The sequence below is a fragment of the Paludibacillus litoralis genome, from assembly GCF_037646705.1.
GTDB lineage: Bacteria > Pseudomonadota > Alphaproteobacteria > Rhodobacterales > Rhodobacteraceae > Pikeienuella > Pikeienuella litoralis.
In genome coordinates, this window is record NZ_JBBHER010000006.1 from 58,872 (window position 1) to 84,234 (window position 25,363).

A 25,363-nucleotide genomic window follows, 5' to 3' on the forward strand; every position below is an offset into this window, starting at 1 on the left:
AGCTTTGCAAGAATCAACATCGCGACTATCCATCAAAATTTGTCCCCCATACTGCGCTAGACGCCCATTTTGGGGCGCGGAATTGGCGTGTAGCCTCATCGAATCGTTCAAACTAGCGCATTCCACCATTTCACGACCGAACTGAAAACCATTCTCCCGTCGGTGATGATGTATGGCCGACTTTTACCGGCGTTGCGACGAGCTGATGCTCGGCGTCCGGTAAGCGCGGAGATGACGGCAATCTCGGGGCGGCTGGCGCACCCCATCATTCATGCACCCAACGCAGCGAGCAACTCTTCCCGCGTCCGGCCTGCAGGTTCGATCAATGAATAGGGTGCTCTCGGAACGTGGCGCCCACCACCGGATTCAGCGACAGGGACCCCCTCTTCGCACACGACGCGTCCACGAACATAAGTCGCCGATGGCCAACCCGTGACCTCGAACCCTTCCCAAGGCGTATAATCTCCAGCGTGGCGCATCATCTCGTTTCGAATGACAACCTTTCGCTTCGGATCCCAGATCACGAAGTCCGCGTCGCTGCCTACGGCGATCACGCCCTTCTGCGGAAAGATGCCAAACCGGCGCGCGGGCTCCGCGCTGACCAGATCCACGAACTGTGCGATAGTGATACGTCCCTTGGACACGCCTTCAGAGAAAAGCACCGGCAACCGCGCCGCCAAGCCCGGAACGCCATTGGGCACGACGCTGAACGGCGCATCCTCGCCGGCGACCTTCTTGCCCCTGACATCGTCATAGCGAGTCGGCGAATGGTCCGAGGAAATGACAGATATGACACCGCGGCGAAGATAGTCCCAGAGCGCCTCCTGATCAGCCCTGGTCCGCGCCGGTGGGCCGAAGATCAGCTTCGCGCCTTCAAAGCCGGGCTTGTCGAGATCGTCCGCGGTGATGGTCAAGTAATGGGGACAAGTCTCGGCCGTCACCTTGAGGCCGCGCTGCTGGGCCCGTTCGATTTCCGCCGCCGACTCTGCGCCCGAAACGTGGAAGATATGGATCGGCGCGTCCAGCGCTTCGCTGAATGCAATGATCCTGTTCACAGCTTCGCGCTCCGCCGTCATCGGCTTCGATAGCGGGAAGTATTTCGGTGCGCCGAGCCCGGCGGAAACCAGCTTTCTCGTTAGGTACTCGATCAGCGCGTGATTCTCCGCATGGACGCAAACGAGCGCCCTGTTGCGCCGCGCCGCGTCGAGAACCCGGAGGATTTGCTCATCCTCCAGTCCGACACCCTTGTAGGTCATGAAGATCTTGACCGAACGGTTGCCGGCGGCGACGAGTGCAGGCAGTTCCTCCTCCAGCACTTTTTCAGTGGGGTCGGTGATGGTCAGGTGAAAGGTGTAGTCGACGCGGGACGTCTTGGCGCGGCGCGCGTAGTCCTCCGCGATCTCGGCGAGCGACTCACCCGGAGACTGCCATGCAAAGGAGATTACGGTCGTTGTGCCACCCGCCGCAGCGGAGGCGCTTGCGCTGTCGAAATCATCGCACATCTCCGCCGCCGACCCCGACGGCTGGTCGATATGGACGTGACTGTCCACTCCTCCGGGCATGACGAGCCTCCCGGCGGCGTCGATCATCCTAGCAGCAGGCGCGTCCAGCCGATCCGCGATCGCCGCGATCAGGCCATCCTTAACCCCTACATCGCAACGACTCAGCGCGCCTCCGGTGAACACATCACCGTTCCGGATTAACAGATCAAATTTTTCGGCCATGCTCCTGTCTCCCAACTTTTTCATCCCCACTTGCGACGAAGTCTCAAAGGCGCGTCAATTTGGAAATTCTGCTCGGCGACGGCTCCGCCAGAAAGAGGTTTCCTTTTCCGTCGCCCGAAATCCCATGCGCGCCATTCAGAACTGGCCGACACTGGCCGATGCGGGCGCCGTCCGCCGAAAGCATTGTCAGCGAGGGGATGAAGTCGGTGACATAGAGATTGTCTTCGGCGTCACCCCAGACATCTAGCGGTTTCACGAAGCCGGTCCAGATATCGACCAGTTCACCGTCGGGTGTGAAGAGCTGAAGCCGGTCGTTCTCGCGATCCACTACGACGACGCTGCCGTCGGTCCGCACCCATACCGAATGCGGGTTCATGAACGCGCCGGGGCCGTCCCCCGCTTCACCCCAGCTCTTAATCAGGCGCCCGTCCGGCGCAAAGCGATGAACACGGTGATTGGCGTAGCCGTCCGACACGTAGATATCGCCGCCCGGAGCGAACGCGACGCCAGTCGGATGATTAAATGGTTGCAACGGCCCGTGGCGAAGGCCAACGCCGCCAACCCTGCACCCGTCCTTGCAGATCACGATTTCATGGGCGTCACGATCAACGATGAATACGCGTCCGTCTCCCGCGACGGCCAGCATATGGGCGTCTAGGATGAGATCATCGCCCCATGACGCTTGAATGCGGCCAGCGGCGTCCAACTCGAACACCGCCGGGCCGTGCGGATCGACGAGCGGATCGGTTCTGATCAGCGCCAGCACCACCCCACCGGCGCCGATTGCGACATCAGAGACAGCACCGGGGCCCTCGTTCGCGAAGAAAGGCCGCTCTACCCGATACCGGCGATCCCCGAGCGCGACCGTCAGGCTTCGCTCCGTCCTGGCGTCCGGTGACGCAAGAGCGTTCATGCCGGACTTTCGTGGCCCGGAGCACGCGGCGCCCAGCGCAGCATCCTTGCCGAAATTTTGTTGAATAGCGCGAAGCTGATCGAAGCGTAGAGCACGAACAGTAGCGCAACGAAGAACATTCGATCCACGAAACCGTAGGATTGCGCATAGACGAGAATGTAGCCGAGGCCCGATTGTGCGCCTAGATACTCCGCACCGATCACCGTCGCCCAGGCAAGACCGAGACTGAGCATGATCGTCGCGCGCAATTCAGGGAAAATCGCCGGCAAGATCACAGTTCGGTAAATTCCCAGTTTCGACGCTCCGAGGGTCCGAGCGTTCTCCAGATAAATCGGCGGCACGTTGCGCACCGCGTTGATGACCCCCGCGACGAAAAGAACTGCGACGCCGTAGCCGATGAACGCAATTTTTCCGGCGAAATAAGTCCCGAACCAGAGTTGGAAAAGTGGCACCATAGCGAGGAGCGGCAATGTGCGCAGCACCTCCACCGGCAACTCTATGATCCGTCGGGTCCACTTCGACCAGGTGATCGCAAGTCCGAGCGCCGCGCCGCCGACCGCGCCCAGCGCAAGACCGACGTAGAGTCTCACAAGCGTGTCGAAGGAATGGCTGACGATCGAGAGCGCCGCGGCCGCCGCGGTCCGCTCGCCGCCTTGTGCAACCGAGACGATCCCGAAACCGCCGCCCCAATAATCGGCCATGGAGAGAAATGTCGTGGTGGCCAGAACCTGCCAGCCGGGGATCATCGGCACGCCGGCGACGACCTCTGCCGGAAAGACAATGGACAACGTCTGCCAAAAAACGACCATCGCCACAAAAACAAGAAGCGAAATCCGACTTTGGGCAGCCCGAGTCATGCGTCTGACCCTCTTGCGGGTTCAAGCCCGAGATGCGCGAGAAGCTTGTGTTTGATCGCCAAAAGCTCCGCCGACGCCAAACTGTCGACACCACGAGGCCGATCCGCCTTTAGCGCGATATCGTCGGCCAATGCGCCCTGCTTTACAACAAGAATACGATCGGAAAGGAGGAGCGCTTCATCGACATCATGTGTCACGAACAGGATCGTGCGGCGCCGCTCCTGCCCTGCGTCGACCCACAGATCAAGCAACACGTCATGCAACTGACGTTTAGTGACGTAGTCCAGCGCTCCGAACGGCTCGTCCAGCAGAAGTACGCCGGAATCGTTGGCGAAGACTGTCGCAATTGCGACACGTTTCAACATCCCGCCCGAAAGCTCCTTCGGCCAAGCCCAAGCGACATCGGAGAGACCGACTAGATCAAGATAGCGGAGCGCCCGTTCCCGACGCTCATCGCGAGGCATCCTTCGACGCTTCAATCCGTATTCGACATTGTCGATCACGCGCATCCATGGAAAGACGCTGTCCTTCTGGAATACAAAACCGCGGTCCGGTCCCGGACCGGATATCGGCGCGTCACCGACAGCGATCGTACCAGCGGTGGGAGCGAGAAGGCCGGAGACGAGTTGAAGGAGAGTGGTTTTTCCGCAACCTGACGGACCCACGAGACAAACGAATTCGCCGGCTTCAATCTCGACCGACACGTCGTTAACCGCGACAACTTCACGCCCATCGGCGCGGCGAAAGTTACGCCTGACATTCTTGAAAGTGATCCCGGTTTCATTCACTTTGCGTCCGCGCTCCATCGCATGGCGCGGCGAGCGAGCGCGCCCATTAACATGTCCGAAATGACCGCGGCGACGCCGAGCACCAGGAGGCACGCGAAGATCCCCTCCGTGTCGAGACTGCCAGCAAGCACCTCGATGATCTTGCCGATTCCTTGCTGCGCGCCGAGCAATTCGGCAATCGCCTCAAGCCCCCAGGCGCCGGCGAGAGCGATGCGGAGCCCACCAAGAATCTGTGGCAGGGTTCCGGGGACCAGCATTCCCCACAGAATATCCCATCCACCGGCACCTAGCGTGCGTGCCGAATCCTCGTAAACTGGGTCGAGATTGTCGGCCGCGCGCTGCGCGTAGATGTAGAGGATAACGACTACGTAGATCGTGATCAGAAGGAGCGCACTCCACCTTCCTGTCCCAAACCAAATCAGAAAGAAGGGCGCGAGGACGAGGATCGGGATCGTACCCACCGTCGTCAGGATCGGATCGAGAATCGCACGCGCCAACATGACCCTGGCGGTGAAGAGACCGAGAACAGCTCCGATCGCGCCGCCGAGAAGTACTGAGACAAAGACATTTGTAGCGCTGTAGATCAGACTGTCGAACAGCCCCGTTTTTGGAAGACCATAATAGCTGAGCATCGGCGCAAGCCAGAAGTCCTCAGCAACCCGCGCCATCACAGCATAGGGCGAGGGAAGAACGGCGGACCCCACAACGAAGCCGAGCCCCCACCAGAGGAAGACCGCCAGAATGACGCCTACGAGACCGAGCGGATCGACGGAGCCGAGCCATGCCCTCACCGTATGCTTCGCGGATCCGCCCGACACCCGGCGATCTGGAGAACCGCCGATCGTCTGTCGCAAGGTGGCCACGCCGCTCCTCAATCCTCGCCCTCAGCCTTTAGCCGCTACAGCGAAACGATAAGCGTCGAGGTAATTGAACCGCTCATGATGGATCTTTGCCTGCTCCAGCAGTTTCCCGGCCTCTTCGCTCAAGACTTCCCCGTCGAGCGCCTTGATCAGATCCTCAGACTTGATGCGGTAATCGTTCATTTGCTTCCAGATCGCCGCCGCCCATACGATGTCATCAGGCTTCAATCCTTCGTCGGGCAGAATTCCCTTTTTAGTGAACTCTTCGATCAACGCGCCCCAAGCGTTTTCATAGTAGAGGACGCTCTCGGGATCGCGGAAATAGGTTTCCCCCTCTTCGAACGGCGCAAAGGGATGCAATGCGGCTACCGTCGCCTCCAATCCCTTCGCGTCCAAGTCAGTCCCTGCGACGCTATTCAGGTAAGGTGCTTGCAGCTCATAGAGGGAAGGGTCCTTGCCCACTGCGTCAATCGTTCGCCAGACGACTGAAAGAAAACGAAGAACAGTGTTCTGGTTTTCGCTTACATAGTCCGAATTCGCTCCAATTCCGACGATAGCCACCAGAGGCGCGACCGACGAACCTGCTCCACCTGGCGCATGAGCGAAGAGGTCGCCGATGCTCAATACCCGCGTCCAGCCAGCCTGCATCAATGTATAGACGACTGGCGCGCCCTCGGGGTTCACGAAGTCAATCTGCCCCGACCGCGCGAGAACGAGCGACCGCGCGTCTTCGAGCACTTCGACATTCCAGTCGACTCCGCTGAACTCCGCCGCCGCGTTCGTGAAGGGGCGGTTCGAAATCACCGGCGGCACGATCAGTGTTTTCCCTTCGAGCGGCGCCAGCGCCGTGGCCATCGCATCCTCGAAGCTCATACCTTCATCGATATACTCGCTCACCGACTTCAGCCCGAGCTGCGGATTGGCGAGGATCGCCGCGCCGAGGAAGGTATCCGTGAAGGCGATGCATTTCAGTTTGCCGCTAGAACGGTAGGTTGGCAGCATCAGCGGGCAGTACTGACTGGCGATATCGAGCTGACCATTCAGCAGCAGAGCGTTCACGTTCGTGTCGTTGACCTTCATCCCGAGTTCGTCGGGACCAATAGTGACGCCCACCTCATCGAACCAGCCCTTCTTCATCGCGATGACGTAGAATGTGTTGTCCGCATATGGCCGCATTCCGAAATTTACTGTCACCGACGGTATTTCGACGCCGGGTTCGGGTTCTGCTGGTTGGAACAAAGTTTCCGCAGTCGCGCCGCCAGTGAAGGCCACCGATACGGCGAACAATGTCGCCGCAGCGACAACGGATCGTACCGATGAAATGTGCTTCGAGGATGCCGTCAGGGTCATGTCGATCTCCGCCGCTTGGAGCAGTTATTTTTTGGACGCGCAGCTTCTCATTCTCTTCAGAGAATACTCTGCCTCCCCAAAGATCAGCGAACACTACTGCAATTTTTCTGTCAAGGCCGTTGAGCATCACGCATGTTCAGGGAGTGCGCCACGGACGATCGGCCATTGGCCAAAAGCGTGCGCTCAGTCGGCGCGTCGGCTTTCAGGGCGTACGGGTCAGTTTTCAGTGCGTATGGGACCGTTACGGAAAGTCAGCCGGAGGCTCACCCATGATGGAATCGTGGATATCACGCGCCGCACGCTTCATCGCGGACGTCACCTGGGCCTCGCACTCTTCAACCTGGCCCTCGAAACCGGCGAGACAGAAGATATAGGCGACTTTTCCATCACGCGCGAAGATCGGCAAGCCATAGGCGAGCATTCCCTCGAAATGCTCGCCTATACTTCGCGAAAAGCCTCGGGCCTTGGTTGCCGCGAGTTCAGAAATCAGATGCTCCGGCGAAGTGATCGTGTTCCGCGTGTACTTGCGTATCATTTTGGCCGTCAGCCATCGCTCTTGCTCCACTTGCGACTGCCAAGCGAGATAAGCGCGCATCTGCGCAGGAGAGTCGTGAGGCAGCGTCGAGCCTATCGCGTACGACACCAACACCAGATTGTCGTTGGGAAAATTGTCGATTACGATAAACGTCCCGTCGGTCTGTGGTTGCGTCAGCACACAGGAGAAGCCCGACTCGACCACTAGCTGTGTCAAACGTTCCCGTATGCGCTTCAGTTCAGGCGAAGCCAGCATCGAAGAACATGTCGCCAACAAGGCAGCGCCTAGACTGTACGTCTTGGACCGTTCGTCAAACCGCAGCCAGCCTGAATGAGCAAGCGTCTTCAGAATCGCATGGCAGTGACTTTTGGTTATCGCGAGCGTTCTGGCTAGCTCCGCTAACGATGCGCCGCCCTGCCCGTGCCGGTTTAGCGCTTCAATGACACGAATCCCATTCTGGAGCGCTGGCACGAGCTTGGTCGGCGCCTTCACCGTATTCGCCTCACGACGACTGTCCGCGGCGGGGTTAGAATACCTGACACTCCTGAAATAAGATTCATCCGTCAATGCGCCCACTCTGATTTTCTGGAATCGCGGACTAGTAGGTTAGATGCCGTTTATTCTCAAGACTAAATGTTATCTCGTTTGCAACATCGGAGATCAACGCAAAATGAGTCTCGCGGTTTCAACGGACGCCTATCTGTCTGGTCGCTAGATTGGACTAGAGTGCGCCTTTTCATCTGCACAGGTTAAAGCCACGATTTTGACCGGAAATCAGGCGTTGTAGACTTTATCGATAAAGCGAGGCACATCAGCAGTGACATCCACGCGGATTTAATACTCGTTGAGACGGACGGCTTCGACGAACTTGAGAGTCTTCATTAAGTTTCGGCCTGCGGGTTGTAGTATGATTGCCAAACCGGACGGTCGATCACCTTGTTCGTCCCCGCCCCCACCGCCAAGATGCTCTGTCTCTCGTTCTCCGTTCATCGCCCTAGGGACAGTCCGATAGTTTGTGTTCGAGGCCAGTTCTCGTCTTTGGCTGACAAGTCGTTCGCCAAACATGACGGCGAATTGGGTTTTGGCCTCGGCGCTGCTCAAGCAGCGCATGTTCCCACTCCTTCGCCGCACAAACAAGAGCCAAGTATAGCAGCATCGTAGCGGCGTCATCATTCGAGAAATGGCCACGGGCGTACACCGACCGGCGCAACTTCGAGTTTAGCGTCTCTATCACATTCTTAGGATAGATGATCCGACGCACGCCCTCCGGGAAGCCGAAGAACGGACTGATCAGGCGCCAGTTTCACCACCAGGGTGCCCCCCCTCGTGGCTCGCAGACAAACCACTGCCGGGAAATGGATTGCGGGATATGTCAGACTCCAGAGGTGTTCCTCGAAGGGCTCCAGCGCCGCCTTGGCTGCATCGATGTCCTTGGCCCGACAGACGGCTCGGAGCGTCTGCGCGACCGGCTTGCAATCCTTCCAGGATGCGAAGCTCATGAAGTGGCGGATCAGATGCACCATACAGGTCTGGACAATGACGTCGGGAAACGCAGCGTTGACCGCTTCGTAAACGCCCTTGAGCCCGTCGACAGCGGCGACAAGAATGTCGCCCAGGCTGCGCGCCTTCAACTCATTCATCACCCGAAGCGAGAACTTCGCGCGCTCCGTCTGCTCGATCCAGAGGCCCAGGATGTCCTTCGTGCGGTCCGGCAGGATGCCCAGGGCGATGTAGACCGCCTTGTCGCGCACAAAGCCCTCGTCCCTGACCTTCACCCAGATCACATCGAAGAACTCCAGCGGATAGCAAGCGTCGAGCGGGTGGTTCCGCCGTTTCGCGACCCCTTCCAGCACCGTGTTCGGCGCCGCCGAGATCAGGTCGGGCGACACGCCGATGCCGTAGAACTCCTCCAGATGCATCCAGATCTCGCGCACGCTCATGCCGCGCCCATACATCGAGATCACCTTGTCGTCGAAATCCCTTCTCGGCGAGAGCTGCGCATTTGCCTGTCAGGCGCCGGGAAAATCGTCGCTGATACGTCGCGATCTGCTTCGGATCTAAGGCGCCGTTCCGATCCCGCGGGATGCCCAGCGTCACCTTCGACGCGCCCGTCAGCATCGCCTTCTTAGATGCGCCATTATGGTTTTTGCCGACATCTCGACCGGCCGCACCGAACAGATACTCTTTCAGATCGGCGTTCAGAAACCTTTCCGACAGCACCGTCTTCACCTAATGGACCGGCTCATCCTTCGCGCACAGATCCTGCAGATCGCGACCAGCCAGAAGCTCGTCCAGTAGATCCTTCTCGATCGTCATGTGATGCTCCTCTCAGTTCCATCATCATGGCCTCGCAAACAAGTTTCCTTACAGTCCCGAAAGGGTTGTTGGCGATCTTCATCTTGGCATCACTAACATCTCGGGAGTCGGAACAGTCAGCCTTGCGCCGTCACGCGCCGAAATCGCGATCCGCTCTAGCAGCGCAGTATTGGCCACCGCCTGCACCGGGCTCACCGGCCAGCTTGCGGCGCCTTCTATGCAGGCGGCGAAATGCTCCAGCGCGGCGCGTTCGATATCGGTGTCAGCGTGCTCCTCGCACCGCTCGGGACCAGCTTGCGGGCGCACGCGTAGTCGAGTCTCGTCGCGGATCTCGGCCCAACTGCGGCTACCGTAGACCTGCAGGCGCCAGTCATCGGGCGTAGCAGTCAGCGTCGAGAGACTACCCGACGCACCGGAGGCAAAGCGCAACATCATCAACGTGGTGTCGTCCATGCCATAGTCCAACACCTGCCGGCGGCTTTCGGCCATGACTTCCCCCACCGGGCCGGCCAGCGCGATCATCAGATCCGTGATGTGGACACCCTTTCCTGTCATGCCTCCTGCAGGGCTTTCGGAGGGCGTGGCGCGCCAACCCTCACGGCTTTGCCGGAAGGCCGAGGGGCCTGAAAAGACGCCCTCAATATGCAGCACCTGTCCCAACTCTCCAGCCTCGACCATCGCCGCGAGGCGTCGAAAAGCCGGCAGGAAGCGACGGTTGTGCCCCAGCGCCAACACCACGCCCACCGCCTCCGCTGCGCGACAGGCCGCAGCAGCGGAATCGGCATCAAGCGCCAACGGCTTTTCCACATAGACATGCTTGCCGGCAGCGGCGGCCTGTTCGATCTGCGCCACATGGGCGGAATGCGGCGTGGCCAGCACCACCGCGTCAATCTCGGTGTCGGCCAGCATGGCGGCGTAATCGTCATCGACCGGCAGGCCGGTCTCGGCCATGAAATCAGCTACTTTCGACGGGCTGCGTGTGACGCCGCGGACAAACGCGATCTTCTGGCTTTCCGCCACCGCGCGTACCAAAACCTGGCCCCAGCGGCCCAGCCCAACAATCCCAGCGCGGATCATCGGCTGACTCCGTCGTGGCCACTCAGGGCGCGGCGGCGGGCGGCTCCCTGCCTCGCCAAGCCCGCGCGGCAGCATTGGCTCATGATTTGGCGCATTCCCGCCTCCCTCAGACCGAGCGGCCGAAGCGGCTGATGTTGCTGTGCAGAAACCCCAGCCGTTCGGCCGCAGTCGGCGCGCCATCGATAACTGCGGCCGCCGCAGCGCCGATCCGCTCGGCACCTGCGGTGATGCCGCCGCCGCCATGGAACAGATCCGAGAGATCGACATCAAGATGGTCACGCATCACCCGCGCCGTCTCGCGGTTGGCGGAGATCTTCAGCGTCGGCATGATGCTATGGCCGGACGGGTTGCCGCTACCGGTGACGAAGGCGGTGATCTGGCAGCCGCCTGCGGCAAGCGCGGTGAGATTCTCGACCGCTGCGGCCGGGGCGTCCATCATCCAAAGGCCCGTGTACGGCGCGCGCGCGCCATAGCCGATGCAACCCTCGATGGGCGCATGTCCGGTCTTGGCGATCGCGCCCAACGATTTCTCCTCGATCGTGGTAAGCCCTCCGGCGATATTGTCAGCGGTGGGGTTGATGCCAGTCAGTTCCACGCCCGCGGTCCGCGCGATCTGCGCATAGCCGTCGATGGCGCGCAACATTGCCTCTGCAGCCTCTGAATTGCAGGCGCGTGCTGTCAGCGCCGCCTCGCCGCCCAGACACTCCACCGGCTCGGAGAAAATCAGTGTTGCGCCACGAGTATGCAATTCGTCCGTCAGCGCGCCCAGCGCCGGATTAGCGAACAGACCCGAGGTGGTGTCGGATCCACCGCATTCCAGCCCAATGGTCATCTCATGCCAGCCGACCGGCGTCTGCTTTGCAGCGTCGGCGCGAGTCTGCAACTCTTGCAGCAATCGCTCGGCAGCGGCTATGCAAGGCTGCATGCCGCCCGATTGCAGAAAGGACAGGACGCGGATCGATTCACCCCGGCCCTGCACCCGCTCCGCGATCCTCAGCGCACTTGCCGGCTCGAAGGCGACGATCAAGCAGCCGGCCAGATTGGGATGCCCCGCAAGGCCCGCCATACTGTCCAGCGTAATTTCGAGATCCTCGCCCAGCTGGCCTCGGCCATAGGCGGCGGGAAGAGCCACAATACCCGGAACGCGCGCCACGATATGCGACAAAAGCGGGTTCATGTTATCGGCTGCCGCCATGACGGCTACAGCATTGCGGATGCCTGGGCGCCCGTCTTCGCGCCGCCAGGCATTCAAGGTTTCCGGTAGTTTCACGCGGACGGCTCCTTCAGTTCGAGTGACCCGCCGATATCGCTTGCGATCTGCTGCAACTCGGCCAACCTCAGCGCATCAAGCGCGATTCCCTCGACCAGTCCGCGCGCCCGCGAGGCTGCGCGGCGTACGCCGGGCAGCCTCGCGGCAGGTTGACCTTCGGCCATTTCCAATCCAGCCAGCCGGCCAGCCAGGTCGCGCATCCGCGCCTCGAACGCGCTGGCCCCGCAGCAAGCGGCGAGGTCGATCGCCATCAGGAAATGGCTTGTGCCCTCGCCCTGCGCGGGGTCGGCCTCTTTCGAGGCCACTAGATCGGCATAGGCGCCGCCGGGCAAAAGCCCTGCCAGCACCTCAAGCGCCGCGATCAACCCAAAGCCCTTGGCGCCGCCCAACGGCAGCAAGATGCCTTCAAGCGCCGCCGCCGCATTGGTGGTGGGCCGGCCCTGGCTGTCCAGCGCAAGCCCCTCAGCAATGATCTCGCCAAGCTCAGCCGAGGCTGCGATGTTTGCGCGCGAGGTTATGCTGGTGGCCATGTCGAATTCGAAGCCGCCTGGTGCAGCAAGCGCCACCGGATCATTGCTGAAGATCGGAGCCTTGGCGCCTGGCGGGCCGACCAAGACCTGGCCATTCGAGACCGCCATGCCGACCATCCCGTGCGCCGCAATACGCGCCGCATACCAGCCGGCATAGCCAAAATGGTTACTGCCGCGCACTAGCGCCACGGCGGCGCCAAGTTCACGCGCCCGCGCCACAGCAGCATCGGAGGCGAGCCGCGCCACATGGTGACCGATGCCGTTTTGCCCGTCCACCTGCAGCACCGCGCCGTCGCCCTCGATCACAGGCGTCGCGCAGCCGTCCACCCCGCCTGCGCGCAGTCGCGCGAGATACCCCGGTAGCCGACGCAGACCATGAGTCGAGACACCGCTGAGTTCAGCATCAACGCAGTGTGCGGCGAAATCGGCTGCGGCTTCGGGCGCCGCCCCAGCATGCTCAAGCGCCGCCTGCACCAACATCCGCAATATGTCTGGCGCGATATGGGCAGCCGGACCCGCCTTTACTTTTGGCGTAGGATCATAACGGCTGACCAGATTGTGAGAATGAACCCGCTCGCCCTTACCAATTGCCTTCCGGGCGCGGCCAATTGCTGCACCGTATTTCACCACGTCCGCCTCTGCGGCAATCGTCGTCAATGCGCATTTGTGTCCAGCGTCCACCGCCTCGGCCAGTACCACGCTGCGCCCCTCGCCCGCACCCCGCAGCCTTAGCACCTCACCGGCGGCGCCCGCTGTCGCCAGCGTCGCGACATTGTCCAAAGAGTTCAACTGCCAGGCGTCGGTCATTGCGCGTCCAGCCATTCAGATGCGGCCTCTTCGGCCAGCGCGAAAGCCTTTGTCCCGGCGTCGATCGCGCCGGAATAGCGCGAGAATTGCAGGATCCCGTCTGCAGGCGCGCGCAACTCCTCCACCGGCTCAAGCGTGTACAGATCGTAGAGCGTGCCTAGCAGCGTACCTTTTGCAACCGGCTTGCCCAGATCCTGCGCCGACTGGAACTCTGACACCAGATAGCCACCCTGCCGTGGATTAGCCTCGTGACGCGCCTTGGTGGCGAACAACAGTTGCCGCCGGAGCTTGGGTGCGCCGCCCTCGATCATGCCCAGCTGCCGCAGGACGCGCAAAAAGCCTTCAACGCCATTCTTAATGTAGAAATCCTGATCAGCGGGAGCAAGATAGACGCCACCCGTCTCGGCGTTGAAGGCTGTCTTGCCCTGCTTGTTGGCATAGCCCACGGCCGAATTGCCCAGCGCGTTGTCATGCACCAGAATGGTGCCGAAACTGCGCGCAAGCGCCAGCGATTTCGCACGCACCTCGGGGGGAGCGTCCTTGTGGATGTCCACCCGCTCTTGCAACCGACCGCCCGAACCGCCGCAATGGTAATCGACCAGCACATCGGCGTGATCAATCACCTGCCGCGTCAGGACATGGGCGATCTTCTGCGTCAGATTGCCCTCTGCGCTGCCTGGAAACGCCTCGTGCAGGTCGGTCTTGCCGTGCTGCTCGGGCGTCTGCCGACCGAAGGCTCCGACGGAGGGCGGGTTGCAGACGGTGACTGCAGCGATACGGCCGGTCAGATCTTCGCATTTGAGCCGCTCAAACAGGCTGCGCACGATCATTGCGGGCGTCGTCTCGTCACCATGGATTGCGGTGGTGATCGCCAACGTCGGCCCTTTGCGCGCGCCCGTTAGAGTGTTGAGCGGCAGCGCCAGATCACCTGCCAACCTGCGTGTGACGGAAAGCGCCGTATAGGCGCGGCCTGGAGTCCAGTCTCTGAGCGGAGAATGTTGTTGCATGGTTGTGCCTTCCGTGGCTTCAATTGTTATCATTTTGCGGCGTCATGACGGAGGGCGTCTTGCGCCCCTCGCGCACCCGCTTCCATTCGATGCGCGCCGCACTCAGGATCGACAGGACGCTCAACACCAGCAGCGTCAGAGCGATCCAGCTGTTGAGGATGTAGGAGAACACCGTGGTGGGCGCGAGCACCAGTGATTGATGGTACCCCGCCTCGGCGATTGGTCCCAGGATCAGCCCCAGGATCATCGGAGCCGGGTTGAACCCGGTTTTGCGCATCAGGTAACCGATGACGCCGAAGATCAGCATGGTCCAGACATCGAAGATATTGTTGCCCAGCGAATAAGACCCCACGACGGACAAGATCAGGATGATCGGCACCAGAATGACTTGCGGCACCAGCGCCACCGAGGCCATTCGCTTGGCCAACACCATGCCGACCACGCCCATCATCAGATTTGCCAGGATGAAGCCGAAGATCACCGTGTAGGTGATGTTTGCATGTTCGGTAAACAATGCGCGCCCCGGCACGAGGCCATGCACGATCAGCGCACCCAGCAAGATCGCCGCAGTGGCCGAGCCGGGAATCCCCAGCGTCAGAAGCGGGATCAGCGACGAGCCGGTCACGGCGTTGTTGGCCGTCTCGGAGGCGCTGACACCGACAATCGAGCCGCGACCAAAGCTTTCCTTGTCGCGTGAGAACCGACGCGCTTCGTTGTAGCTGACCCAAGAACCGATATCGCCGCCAGCGCCCGGCAAGATGCCTACGAAGACACCGATCAGCGAAGAGCGGGCGAGCGTACCCCGGATATCGCGGAACTCGGCCCAAGTCGGCAAGTATCGCCATTTACGGACCGTGATCTCGGCCTTCTGGATGGTCGAATGCACATCTTCGCACATCAGAAACGCCTGCGACACCGAGAACAGGCCGATCACCACGGGCACGAAATCGAAGCCCGAGGACAGCGGCGAAATGCCGAAGGTGAAGCGTGGAAAACCCGAATTGAGGTCCATCCCCACCACGCTGATCAGCAGCCCCAGCGCGCCTGCCATAAGCCCCTTGAGCAGATTGCCCGAGGACAGCGTGCCAATCACCGTCAGTCCAAAGACAGCCAGCATGAAATACTCGGCCGGGCCGAACTTCAGCGACAGAAGCGACAGCGGCGGCGCCAGCAGGAGCAATGCGACGCCACTTGCAGCCCCGCCAACCACCGACGAGAAGGTGGCCACTCGGATCGCGGTGTCGAACTTGCCCTGCTTTGTCAGCTCATACCCGTCGATCGCCGTCGCCGCCGAGGCCGAGGTGCCCGGCGTGCGCAACAGGATCGCCGCGAACGACCCGCCATAGATCGCCGAGGTGTAGAGGCTGGTTAGTAGCAACAGCGCTTCGGTTACCTCAAGGCTGAAGGTGACGGGCAGAAGCAGCGCCACACCCAGATTTGCAGTCAGCCCCGGCATGCCGCCGATCACGAGGCCGGCCACCACACCAGCCAGGATGATCAGCAGGCTCAGGGGATCGAAGACTGCGCCGATGATGAAAATAATGTCCAAGATACGCCCCCGCTACCGGAAAAGCCGGGTCTGAGTTAGTGGAACGCCGAGAAGAATCTCGAAGACCACATAGACAAAAATTAGCGCCCCCAGATAACAGGCAAAATACACCTTGCCCCTCCGAACGCCCAGAATGAAGTAAAGCGCCACCGCCAGCCCGACCATCGCAGGAAAGAACCCCGCAAAGCGCATCGCATAGATCGTCAGACCGGTCGCAGCGGCTGCCAGCAGCGGCACGATGAGCGCCTGCGGCCGCGGATCGCCCTCGGCTTCATCACGGAGTTCGATTGAGGGAAACAGCGTGCGCATGAAGATCAACGCAGCCAGAATCGCCACCGCCGCCAAGACGACTTGCGGAAATTTGGCCGCCGACTCAGGAAAGCGCCCGGCGATCGGCCAGAGGATTGCGCAAACCCCCAGAAGCGCCAAGGATATCGTGCGGTTGACCCAAGTCATCCTACCCTCCCGCCTTCGTGGGAAGCGGCGGCAAGACATTCGCCGCCGCCCTGGCTGGCTTACCAGCCCATCAGGGATTTGATCTCCTGCTCGGTCTCTTTGAGGAAGGTCTGATATTCTTTGCCCTTGACGATTTCAGGCGCGAGACTGAGTTGCAGCGCCTTTTGGCGATGAGCATCTGAACCGATGGTCTTCTCCAGCGCCGCTAGAAGGTCTTCGGCGATGTCATCGGGCAGGCCCGCCGGCCCCGCGATCCCGCGCGAGACGGACCAGACCTGATCATAGCCCTGCTCGCGGAAAGTCGGCGCGTCAGGTAGGAATTCCGAGCGTTCCGGCGACATCACACCCAGCACGCGCAGTTCGCCTCTGGCGGCCTGTGCGGCCACTTCGCTGACATTAGCTCCCAGCACCATCACATGGCCGCCAAGGACCTGGCTTTTGGAATCCGCGGTGCTATCGTTATGCACGACGGCCAGTTCCACATTGTTCATGCGCTGCATGCGCTGAATCGCCAGATGGTCGTCGCCACCGAAGCCATGAGCGGTGATCGAGACCTTGCCTGCGGCCGCCGCCTTCAGCACGTCTTCCACGCTCTGGAACGGACTGTCGGGCCTGACAGCCCAGACACAATAGTCAGTGACATGGTTCATCAGCGGTGTGAAGCTCTCCAAATTCTCGGTGCGCTTCATCTCGGGGTTCAAATAGCCCGCATACATGTTCGGGATGTTGATATAGCCGATGGTGTAGCCGTCGGGGTTAGCCTTGGCGATGGCGCCCCAACCAGTCCAGCCGCCACCGCCGGTGACGTTGCGCACAGTAACTGAATGGCCGATCGTTTTTTCCAGATCGGAAGCCAACATCCGCGCGGTCACATCCGTGCCGCCGCCGGCGCCATAGGCCACGATCAACTCGATCCCCTTGTCAGGGAACTCCGCCGAAGCGGGCGGCGCAATTGTCAGGCTGGCCAGCGCTGCAGAAAAGATGGCCGCCAGTCGGGCGTTCTTGTGCATGGTCGATATCTCCCTGTGTCAGATGCGTCGGCGGGCGTTACGCTCGCCCCGTCATGGCCGGTTTGTCCGACCTTGTCTGTTGTTGCCGGTGGCGCCCTTCGTGGCGCCTAGCCGTCAGCCAGCGCCCACGAGCCATAATCCACATTGATAACATCGCGCTCGCACCCCTTGCGGCGGTCGACGAAGATTCGGCCGTCCTTCATCACGGTGCGGATGTTCTCGCGCGGCTGCAGTACGGTGATATCCTCAGCCGGATTGCCATTGACCAACAGCAGATCGGCGCGCTTACCCACCTCGAGCGTGCCAATCTCGTCCTCCATGTGCAACGCTTCAGCCGCGTTCTTGGTCGCCGTCAAAATCGCCTCCATCGGCGTCATCCCAAGCTTGACGTAGACCTCGAACTCCAGCGCGTTGGTGCCCATGTCGGGCTCCGGCCCCATATCGGTGCCCATAAAGATTTTAACCCCGGCCTTGTGCATGGCCTGGAAAGTTTCGAAGCAATACGGCTGGATCTTGCGCATCTTGTCCAAAGTGAACTTCGGCGTGCCAGTGCTGGCGCGCACTTCGATGGCATGATCGGTTCGATGCAGCAGCGTGGGGCAGACTGGAGTCCCGGCCTCGACAATGCGTTCGATCATCTCGTCAGTGTGGAACACCATATGCTCAATGGTATCGGCGCCGGCTTTCAGCGCCATCGCCTGCGCCTCGGGCGTAAAGCAATGGATTGAGCAATAGGCGTGCTGTGCATGCGCCTCGTCGCAAACAGCATCTAGTTCGGCCTGTGTGTGGTTGCGCACCTGCGGGCTTTCCTTGTCGGTGCCGCCGCCGCCCGAGGCGCAGGTCTTGAGCCAGTCCGCGCCCTTGAGGAGGTTCTCGCGCCCCAGCTTGCGCATCTCGTCGGCGCCATCCGCGGTGGCGCGCGGATTGCGCAATGCCGCGCGCGGCATGATCAGGTCGAGGTGCGAACCGGTGCCGACCGTAAACGCGGCCACGATCAGTCGCGGCCCCGCATTGATGCCTAGGTCGATGGAATCGCGCACCGCGACAGTGTGTTCGGTCATCAGGCCGCGGGTCGACATCAATCCTTCATCACGCAACGTGGTGAAGCCGCGATCAAAGCAGAGTTGCGCGTGGAACAGTAGGTAGAGTTGCTGCAACTCGGGTGTGATTTCCCATTGCGCAACACGGTAGTTGCGAAAAGTCAGATTGTTGAACTGCCCAAGATGCAGGTGCAAGTCCATCATTCCAGGCATCAAGGTCAGGTCCGGCTCGTCAATGATAGTGGCGCCCTGCGGGATCTGTACCTGTTCAGCCGGCCCGACCGCAGTGATTCGCTTGTCCTTGATGACAATCACGCCGTTGTCCACCACCGGCCCGCCGCACCCGTCGATCAGTTTACCCGCCCTGATGGCTGTAATTCTGGACATTAGTTAGCCCCCTGCATCGTTAGTTTCACTAGATGGTAGTCAATTTTAGTTTTTTGGCAATATCGAAATACCCACACTCGACCGATCGCTCCATCGACTCCGCCTACAGCGCCGCCAGCCCCACCGAAGAACCGCCGCAGACATGCAGCAGCTGCCCGGTGACAAAGCCTGCCCGACGGTCGAGAAAGAAGGCGACGGCATGCGCGATCTCGTCAGGCTCGCCGAATCGGCCCAGCGGCACATCGGCGAGGAAGGCGCGGCGTCGCTCCTCGGCGTCAGGACCGGAAAGGTTGTTGCGCCGGAACATCTCGGTCGCGGTCGGGCCGGGAGAGACGACATTGGCGGTGATGCCTTCTCCAGCGAGCTCCAGCGCCCAAGTCCGGGTCATTCCGACGATGCCAGCCTTTGCCGCGCCGTAGCTGCTGCGCCCAACCCTTCCCAGCGCGCCGCGGCTAGACAAATTAACGATTCGGCCATAGCGACGCGCGCGCATGCCGGGCAGCACCGCCTGGGTGGCCTGAAGCGTCGCCCGCAGGTTCAGATTCAGAACTTTATCAAAATGCGCCAAGTCAACTTCGCCAAGCCGTTCGACAATGTTGAATCCCAGATTGTTGACGATCCCATCGATCGGAACATCGGCCACGATTCGCGACAGTATCGTCGCCGCAGTCTCGGTGTCGCCTAAATCAGCTTCGTGCAGATCACCCGGAAACGGCCGCTCAGACGGGCCGCGAGCAATGCCGATCACACGCATTCCGTCCGCAGCCAGGCGTTCAGCAGTAGCCAGCCCAATACCGCGGCTGGCCCCCGTGATTAGAATTGTGTCGGTCATGAAACGCTCTTCACAGCAAATTCTGACGCCTGATGGCCCAATTCGCTGCTGATTGCATGCGCCCCCTCGCGTACGAGTGGGGTCAGTCTGGCCAACCTTTCTTCGTCCATGCGCGCCTCGGGACCACGCAGCGATATGGCGGCGACGACGCCACCAGTCCGCGCGAAGACGGGCGCCGCGATCGCCGAGATGCCCAGCGTGACATCGCCAATAGAGACGGCAGAACCATCACGACGCACCGCATCCAGTGACGCGACGAACGAGGCGCGATCGGTCATCCCGCGCTCGTTCACCGGCCTGAGGCCGGTCGCGTCGATGATCCGATCGCGCTCGGCCTCGGGCATGAAGGCCATAAAGACCCTGCCGGCGGCGCCTGAATAGACCGGCACCACGTTGTTCAGCGCCGGGACGACGCGGAGCTCGTGAGTGGCCTCCACCGCGTGTAGCACGATCCGTTCCAGCCCGCGGGCCACCACCAGAATGACAGTCTCGCCTGTGGCTTCGCGCAAGCGCAGAAGGTGCGGATGCGCGAGCGCCTTGAGATCGTCCTGATACGAGCGCGAGAGCTGCCAAGCGCCGGAGCCCAGCGAGAAGTACTTGGTGTCGGCATTGCGGTCGACCAGTCGGAAGCTCTCCAACGTGCGGAGCAGCCGCAGAGCTGTGGATTTATCGACGCCCGACGCCTCGGAGATCTCAGACAAGCCCAGCGGCTGCGACGATTCGGCCACCCGAAACAGGAGATTCAGCGCACGCTCCACGGTTCGGACTGTCGGGACGGATTTTTCGCGGACCATCAGATCTCTCCCGGCGCGGCGGCAAAAACACTGCCGGGACGGTAGTCATTCTGACCAAAGGTATCAACCAATGAAACTCAAACACCGAAACTCAAACACCATAGCGACAAAAATTGCCCCGAAACGGAGATACATGCTTTCGACGCAAGGGCCGGAGACCGCCCGATTTGTCTGAACAGGTTCCGGGGGATCTCAGGTGGATTTCCGCGTCGATTATGCTGCGACTGATACCGGCGTCCGTGGGTTGAGGTAAGCATGATCGGGGCTTCGCCGTGAAGCGATGAATATAGGCGTCGTCCATTTCCATTGTAGAAACCGAAGTAGCACCCGATCGATGCGCGCGCCTCTGGGGCGTCGCCATGGGCGTGCAGGTAGACCTTCTCCCTCCACAGCCGCGTGACGAAGACATTCTCGCGCGAGCTATTGTCGGCAGATGATCGCATGCAATCACAGAGGGGCCCGCTGATGTTGACTTCCCTGCCGGCCAGCGCCTTGATGAAGCCCGTCGAGGTGAACTGGCTGCCCTAGTCGGCGTTTAAGATGTCGGACTTGTGTAACGCGCCAATGCCTCATCTACCGCTTCGATGCAGTAGTCCGCCTCCAGCGTGATCGCCCCCCGCCAAGACAGCGCCCGGCGGGTGAACCAGTCTGGCACGACAGCGAGTTGGGTGAAGCCGTGCGCCATGGGATGCACGTGATATCCATGGCCCAAACCTGGTTGGGGCGCATCAACGGCAATTTGTGCAGCAGATAGAGACGGATCTTGCGCTTCGGTGCCGGCTTCGAGGTGTTCGGCTTGCAATAAAGTGCCTCGATCTCCATCCGCTTCATCAGCGCGGCGACGTGGGGAATGTCAGATATTGTGTGCTTGAGGCCTATTCTCGTCATTGGCTGACGAACCTTTCGCGGAACATAACGGCAAATTGAGTCTTGGCCTTAGTCCACTCCCGGTGAGGGCGGTTCCACTGTGAATCGGCTCCAAAGTTTGGCCTTCAGAGATTTTAAAATCTAAATTCGACCTTTGTATAAATATACTTTCCGCAACCTTCCCAATCGGGGCCGATGCCACCTCTCTCCACTCAAAATAAATTCCACTGCGACAATAAAATATACTACTTATTTGCATAGTAAAAGCTTACTTCACTTCATATAATTGAATATATACCGAGCGTAATAGGGATATATTATGCCCAAATAAGTTTTACATACACAGGCCTCAAGATGCTTTAACTTCAAGTATCTCAATACAGAGCAAAGGAAAGAGACCATCACGCCCCGACGTACGCCTTGCTCTACGCCAGCCCTTCTGGCCGACCCTTCGCCTCTTCTTCGACCGCAAAGCATCGCACTCCGCCGTGGCCAGCCGTGAGCATGCTCGGGCTATCGGTGCGGCACCGCGGCATTGCCAACGGACAGCGCGGGTGGAAATGGCAGCCGGATGGGGGGGATAGCGGGCTCGGCACCTCACCGGCGATGGGATTGCGCTGCTGGCCGGGCCTCGTCATGTCGGGAACCGATTCCAAGAGTTTTCTGGTGTAGGGGTGCCTGGGGTTCCTGAACAGCTCCTCGGCCTCGTTCCACTCGACCAGGCGGCCCAGATACATCACGCCGACATAATCGGAGATGAACCGGACCACCGAAAGATCGTGGCTTATGAAGAGATAGGTCAGCCCCAACTCCTCCTGCAGCTCTCGCATCAGGTTCAGGATTTGCGCCTGCACCGATACGTCGAGGGCCGACGTCGGCTCGTCGCAAATCAGCAGATCCGGTTGAGCCGCCAAGGCGCGCGCGATGGAGATGCGCTGACGCTGGCCGCCGGAGAACTGATGCGGGTACCTGGCCGCCGCATCTGCTCCGAGGCCGACAAGATCGAGCAACTCGCGCACGCGCGCCCGCCGCGACGCCGCACCGGTTTCCGGCTCGTGCACGCTGATCGACTCGCCTACGATCCGTTCAACGCGCCAGCGGGGATTAAGGCTGGCGAAAGGGTCCTGAAACACCATCTGGATCCGTCGCCGCGTACGCCGCTCGGCAAAAGACCCCTTTTCGACGGACATATCGGCGCCGTCGAAACGGATGGTCCCTCTGGAGAGCGGGTAGAGCCCCACCGCGAGCCGCGCCAGGGTGGACTTCCCGCAGCCGGACTCCCCGACGAGGCTGAATGTCCTTCCCCGGGGAAGTTCGAGATCGACGCCGTCCACCGCGCGCAAGACCCGCCTGCTTCGGCCGCCGAACAGGCGTTGATACCAGGGCGGCGAGACGTCGAAGAAACGCGCAACGTCCCGCATCTCCAGAAGCGGACGGTTCGACCTGGTGTCCTGAATGTCGCTCATGCGGACGCCTCGCTCAGCCAGCACGCGCTCAGATGCCCCTTCTCACCCTCAAGAACCGGGATCTCCTCTCGGCAACGCGCCATCGCCACGGGGCAGCGCGGCGCGAAGGGGCAGCCGGGAAAGACGGAGCCGACCTTCGGCATGCTGCCTTCGATCTGTTCGAGCCGAGCCGGCCGGCGGTCGATCGGAGGAATGGACGCCATCAGGCCACGGGTATAGGGGTGCCTCGGCGCGCGGATGACGTGCGCTGTCGGGCCGATCTCGACAACGCGGCCAGCGTACATGACGGCGACCCGGTCCGTCGCCTCGGCGATTACGCCCATGTCATGGGTGATCAACACCACTGAACTTCCGTGCTCGCGGCTGAGGCGATCGAGAAGGCGGATGATCTGAGCCTGAACGGAGACGTCGAGCGCCGTCGTCGGCTCGTCCGCGATCACCAGCAACGGATCGAGACAGAGCGCGAGGGCGAGCACCACCCGTTGGCGCATGCCGCCGGAGAAATGGTGCGGATACTGGTCAAGGCGCTCGGCGGGGTCGGACAGTCCGGTCGACGCCAGCAGCGCGATCGCGCGGTCGCGCGCCTCCGCCCGACTGAGCCCAAGCCGCGTGACGATGGTTTCGACAAGCTGGTCGCCAATCGTGAACAGCGGATTGAGGCTCGTCAGCGGATCCTGAAAGACCATGCCGATACGGCGCCCGCGGACGGCGCGCAGCGCCTCGCCTCTCAGATGGTCGATCCGCTCGCCCTCCAGCCGAACCTCGCCGCCGGAAATATACAGCGGCGGCTCGAGCATGCCGGCGATCGCATTTCCCAGCATCGACTTGCCCGCTCCCGACTCCCCGACGACGCCGAGCGTCTCGCCTCTCGCCAAGGACAGACTGACGCCGTGGATCACCTTCAGACGACGGCGGCGAACTTCAACCTCGACATGAATGTCGCGAACCTCGAGCAACGGCGCTTCCTCTGCTTGCTGTGTGGTCATTGCAGGTTCGGGTTCAGAGCGTCGCGCAGCCAGTCGCCCAGCAGGTTGACGGAGAGCACCAGCGCCACCAGCAGGATTGACGGAAACGCCGTCATCCACCAGATGCCCGAGAACATGTACTCGCTGCCGACCTTGATCAGGGTGCCGAGCGACGGCTCGGTCGGCGGCACGCCGACACCGAGAAAGGACAAAGTCGACTCGAGCAGGATCGCGGTCGCCAGATTGATCGTGGCGATCACGGTGACCGGGCTCATCGTATTGGGCAGGACATGGAGGACCGCCACCTCCCATCCCTTCCGGCCCACGATCTGCGCCGCCAGAACGTATTCCTTCTGTCTCTCGACCATGACGATCCCGCGGACCGTACGGGCGTAATGCACCCAGCCGGACATGCCGATGGAGAATATCAGCACGGGCACCGCGATCTGGTCATGCATCTCCGCCGGCAGGAAGCCGCGCGCGACGCCGTTGACCAGCAGCGCGATAAGGATGGCGGGGAAGCTCAGCTTCACGTCTGCTATGCGCATCACCACCGCATCGACCCAGCCCCCCACATAGCCGCTGAGGAGCCCCAACGCCACGCCGAGCATGAGACCGAAAATGACGCTGGCCAGCCCGACGAGGAGCGAAAAACGCGCGCCATAGATTATCAATGAAAGGACGTCGCGGCCCTGGGTGTCTGTGCCGAGAAGATAATCCGGGCCGCCGCCTTCGACCCAGGCCGGCGGAAGCTCGCTATCCATGAGGCTGAAGCTCGTCATGTCGAACGGGCTGTGCGGGGCCACCCAATTCGCGAGAAGCGCCGTCACCGAAATCGCCAACACAAGCAGCGCCGAAATCATCGCATAGGGCGTGTTGCGAAAGCTCCAGACGAGGTCTCCCCGCCATACACGCCCAGCCAGTCGCGCGGCGCCCTGAAAGACGCCCGAATTCTCTCGGTCGGTCATCTTGAGCCCTTCCCGCGCGCGCCGGCGAGGCCGCCAGACAATCGCGGGTCAACCAGATAATAAAGAAGATCCACAAAGAAATTTATTGCGACGAAGAAGAATGAGATCAGAACCAGATATGCGGACATAACGGGAATATCGACAAACTGGACAGCCTGAATGAAGAGAAGCCCCATGCCGGGCCACTGGAACACCGTCTCCGTAATAATAGCAAAAGCCACGAGCGATCCGATCTGAAGCCCTGTGATTGTTATGACCGGAACCAGCGTGTTTCTTACGGCGTGCCGGAAGTTGATGAGCCTGTCCGGCAGACCGCGCGCACGCGCGAAACGGATGTAATCCGCCCGCAGAACCTCAAGCATTTCAGCGCGCACAAGGCGCATGATCAACGTCAGCTGAAACAGCGCCAGTGTGATCGCCGGCAGGACGAGCGCCTTCAGGCCGCTCACCGTCAGAAACCCTGTGGTCCACCACCCAAGGTCGACCACCTCGCCGCGACCGAACGAAGGCAGGAGTTCGAGCCCTATGGAGAAGACATAGATCAGCAGAACGCCGGTTACGAAAGTCGGCAACGAGATGCCGATCAATGACAACAGCTGAAGCACCTGAGCCGACGGCCTGCGCCGATGTATGGCGGCGTAGACTCCAGCCGGAATCCCGAGCGCGAGCGCAATCAGCGCAGCGGCGAACACCAGTTCGAGCGTCGCGGGCAACCGCTCTCCGATGAGCTTCTCCACCGGAATGGCGTTGCGGTAGGAGACGCCAAAATCCCCCTGCGCCGCGCGCCCGACGAACCCTGCGAATTGCACGATGATGGGATCGTTGAGCCCGAGGTCCTCGCGAAGCTGCTCGCGATAGGTCTCGTCCACCTCCTCGCCCACCATGTTGTTGATCGGGTCGCCGACATGCGTGAACAACGAGAAGGCGATGAAGGCCACCACAAGCATGACAAGCACGCCCTGCCCAAGACGATACAGGGCGAATGGCAGAATCCT

21 protein-coding genes and 2 pseudogenes are annotated in these 25,363 nt (G+C 61.1%); all 23 read right to left on the reverse strand.

Translation table 11 applies throughout. The annotated features are described in order from the left end of the window. Positions 1 to 269 precede the first annotated feature (269 nt). Positions 270 to 1,724 (reverse strand): dihydropyrimidinase, encoded by a 1,455-nt coding sequence (gene hydA / locus WG921_RS11420; protein WP_340109371.1) that lies wholly within the window; start codon positions 1,722 to 1,724, stop codon positions 270 to 272. Between the two features lie 43 nt (positions 1,725 to 1,767). Beyond that, positions 1,768 to 2,637, reverse strand: a complete 870-nt coding sequence (locus WG921_RS11425) for an NHL repeat-containing protein (RefSeq protein WP_340109372.1) — start codon at positions 2,635 to 2,637, stop codon at positions 1,768 to 1,770. Further along, the gene (locus tag WG921_RS11430; RefSeq protein WP_340109373.1) at positions 2,634 to 3,494 is read right to left on the reverse strand and encodes an ABC transporter permease; all 861 of its coding nucleotides are present in this window, start codon (positions 3,492 to 3,494) and stop codon (positions 2,634 to 2,636) included. The genes WG921_RS11425 and WG921_RS11430 overlap by 4 nt, the downstream gene beginning before the upstream one ends. After that, entirely contained in the window at positions 3,491 to 4,282 is a 792-nt protein-coding gene (locus WG921_RS11435; RefSeq protein ID WP_340109374.1) for an ABC transporter ATP-binding protein, read from the reverse strand. The genes WG921_RS11430 and WG921_RS11435 overlap by 4 nt, the downstream gene beginning before the upstream one ends. Then, the gene (locus tag WG921_RS11440; protein ID WP_340109375.1) at positions 4,279 to 5,145 is read right to left on the reverse strand and encodes an ABC transporter permease; all 867 of its coding nucleotides are present in this window, start codon (positions 5,143 to 5,145) and stop codon (positions 4,279 to 4,281) included. Before WG921_RS11440 ends, WG921_RS11435 begins: the two co-directional genes overlap by 4 nt. Positions 5,146 to 5,166: 21 nt before the next feature. Continuing rightward, positions 5,167 to 6,492 carry an ABC transporter substrate-binding protein gene (locus WG921_RS11445; protein ID WP_340109376.1) on the reverse strand — a complete coding sequence of 442 codons (1,326 nt, stop codon included), beginning with the start codon at positions 6,490 to 6,492 and terminating at the stop codon, positions 5,167 to 5,169. A gap of 241 nt (positions 6,493 to 6,733) precedes the next feature. Next, positions 6,734 to 7,519 carry an IclR family transcriptional regulator gene (locus tag WG921_RS11450; RefSeq protein WP_340109377.1) on the reverse strand — a complete coding sequence of 262 codons (786 nt, stop codon included), beginning with the start codon at positions 7,517 to 7,519 and terminating at the stop codon, positions 6,734 to 6,736. A gap of 549 nt (positions 7,520 to 8,068) precedes the next feature. Then, positions 8,069 to 9,343 (reverse strand): annotated as a pseudogene (locus WG921_RS11455) (IS256 family transposase); the annotation flags it as partial. Between the two features lie 78 nt (positions 9,344 to 9,421). After that, positions 9,422 to 10,420 (reverse strand): Gfo/Idh/MocA family protein, encoded by a 999-nt coding sequence (locus tag WG921_RS11460; protein WP_340109378.1) that lies wholly within the window; start codon positions 10,418 to 10,420, stop codon positions 9,422 to 9,424. Positions 10,421 to 10,526: 106 nt separating this feature from the next. Then, the gene (locus WG921_RS11465) at positions 10,527 to 11,690 is read right to left on the reverse strand and encodes a UxaA family hydrolase (protein ID WP_340109379.1); all 1,164 of its coding nucleotides are present in this window, start codon (positions 11,688 to 11,690) and stop codon (positions 10,527 to 10,529) included. Then, complete coding sequence (locus WG921_RS11470) at positions 11,687 to 13,027, reverse strand: Ldh family oxidoreductase (protein ID WP_340109380.1); 1,341 nt, start codon at positions 13,025 to 13,027, stop codon at positions 11,687 to 11,689. The genes WG921_RS11465 and WG921_RS11470 overlap by 4 nt, the downstream gene beginning before the upstream one ends. After that, on the reverse strand, positions 13,024 to 14,034 hold the full coding sequence (locus tag WG921_RS11475) for a succinylglutamate desuccinylase/aspartoacylase family protein (protein WP_340109381.1): 1,011 nt from the start codon (positions 14,032 to 14,034) through the stop codon (positions 13,024 to 13,026). The genes WG921_RS11470 and WG921_RS11475 overlap by 4 nt, the downstream gene beginning before the upstream one ends. Before the next feature lie 19 nt (positions 14,035 to 14,053). Then, positions 14,054 to 15,583, reverse strand: coding sequence for a tripartite tricarboxylate transporter permease (locus WG921_RS11480; RefSeq protein WP_340109382.1), 1,530 nt, complete (start codon positions 15,581 to 15,583; stop codon positions 14,054 to 14,056). 12 nt (positions 15,584 to 15,595) lie between these two features. Then, a complete protein-coding gene (locus WG921_RS11485; RefSeq protein ID WP_340109383.1) occupies positions 15,596 to 16,039 on the reverse strand; it encodes a tripartite tricarboxylate transporter TctB family protein in 444 nt (147 codons plus the stop codon). Between the two features lie 59 nt (positions 16,040 to 16,098). Beyond that, positions 16,099 to 17,049, reverse strand: coding sequence for a Bug family tripartite tricarboxylate transporter substrate binding protein (locus WG921_RS11490; RefSeq protein WP_340109384.1), 951 nt, complete (start codon positions 17,047 to 17,049; stop codon positions 16,099 to 16,101). Positions 17,050 to 17,156: 107 nt separating this feature from the next. Next, positions 17,157 to 18,476, reverse strand: coding sequence for an amidohydrolase family protein (locus tag WG921_RS11495; RefSeq protein WP_340109385.1), 1,320 nt, complete (start codon positions 18,474 to 18,476; stop codon positions 17,157 to 17,159). Positions 18,477 to 18,579: 103 nt separating this feature from the next. Then, positions 18,580 to 19,308, reverse strand: a complete 729-nt coding sequence (locus WG921_RS11500; RefSeq protein WP_340109386.1) for an SDR family oxidoreductase — start codon at positions 19,306 to 19,308, stop codon at positions 18,580 to 18,582. Continuing rightward, on the reverse strand, positions 19,305 to 20,102 hold the full coding sequence (locus WG921_RS11505) for an IclR family transcriptional regulator (RefSeq protein WP_340109387.1): 798 nt from the start codon (positions 20,100 to 20,102) through the stop codon (positions 19,305 to 19,307). Before WG921_RS11505 ends, WG921_RS11500 begins: the two co-directional genes overlap by 4 nt. A 213-nt stretch (positions 20,103 to 20,315) precedes the next feature. Continuing rightward, positions 20,316 to 20,948 (reverse strand): annotated as a pseudogene (locus WG921_RS11510) (transposase); the annotation flags it as partial. 446 nt (positions 20,949 to 21,394) lie between these two features. Continuing rightward, complete coding sequence (locus tag WG921_RS11515) at positions 21,395 to 22,435, reverse strand: ABC transporter ATP-binding protein (RefSeq protein WP_340109388.1); 1,041 nt, start codon at positions 22,433 to 22,435, stop codon at positions 21,395 to 21,397. Continuing rightward, on the reverse strand, positions 22,432 to 23,421 hold the full coding sequence (locus tag WG921_RS11520) for an ABC transporter ATP-binding protein (RefSeq protein ID WP_340109389.1): 990 nt from the start codon (positions 23,419 to 23,421) through the stop codon (positions 22,432 to 22,434). Before WG921_RS11520 ends, WG921_RS11515 begins: the two co-directional genes overlap by 4 nt. Further along, a complete protein-coding gene (locus tag WG921_RS11525) occupies positions 23,418 to 24,368 on the reverse strand; it encodes an ABC transporter permease (RefSeq protein ID WP_340109390.1) in 951 nt (316 codons plus the stop codon). Before WG921_RS11525 ends, WG921_RS11520 begins: the two co-directional genes overlap by 4 nt. Next, entirely contained in the window at positions 24,365 to 25,360 is a 996-nt protein-coding gene (locus WG921_RS11530) for an ABC transporter permease (protein ID WP_340109633.1), read from the reverse strand. Before WG921_RS11530 ends, WG921_RS11525 begins: the two co-directional genes overlap by 4 nt. Between the last annotated feature and the right edge of the window lie 3 nt (positions 25,361 to 25,363).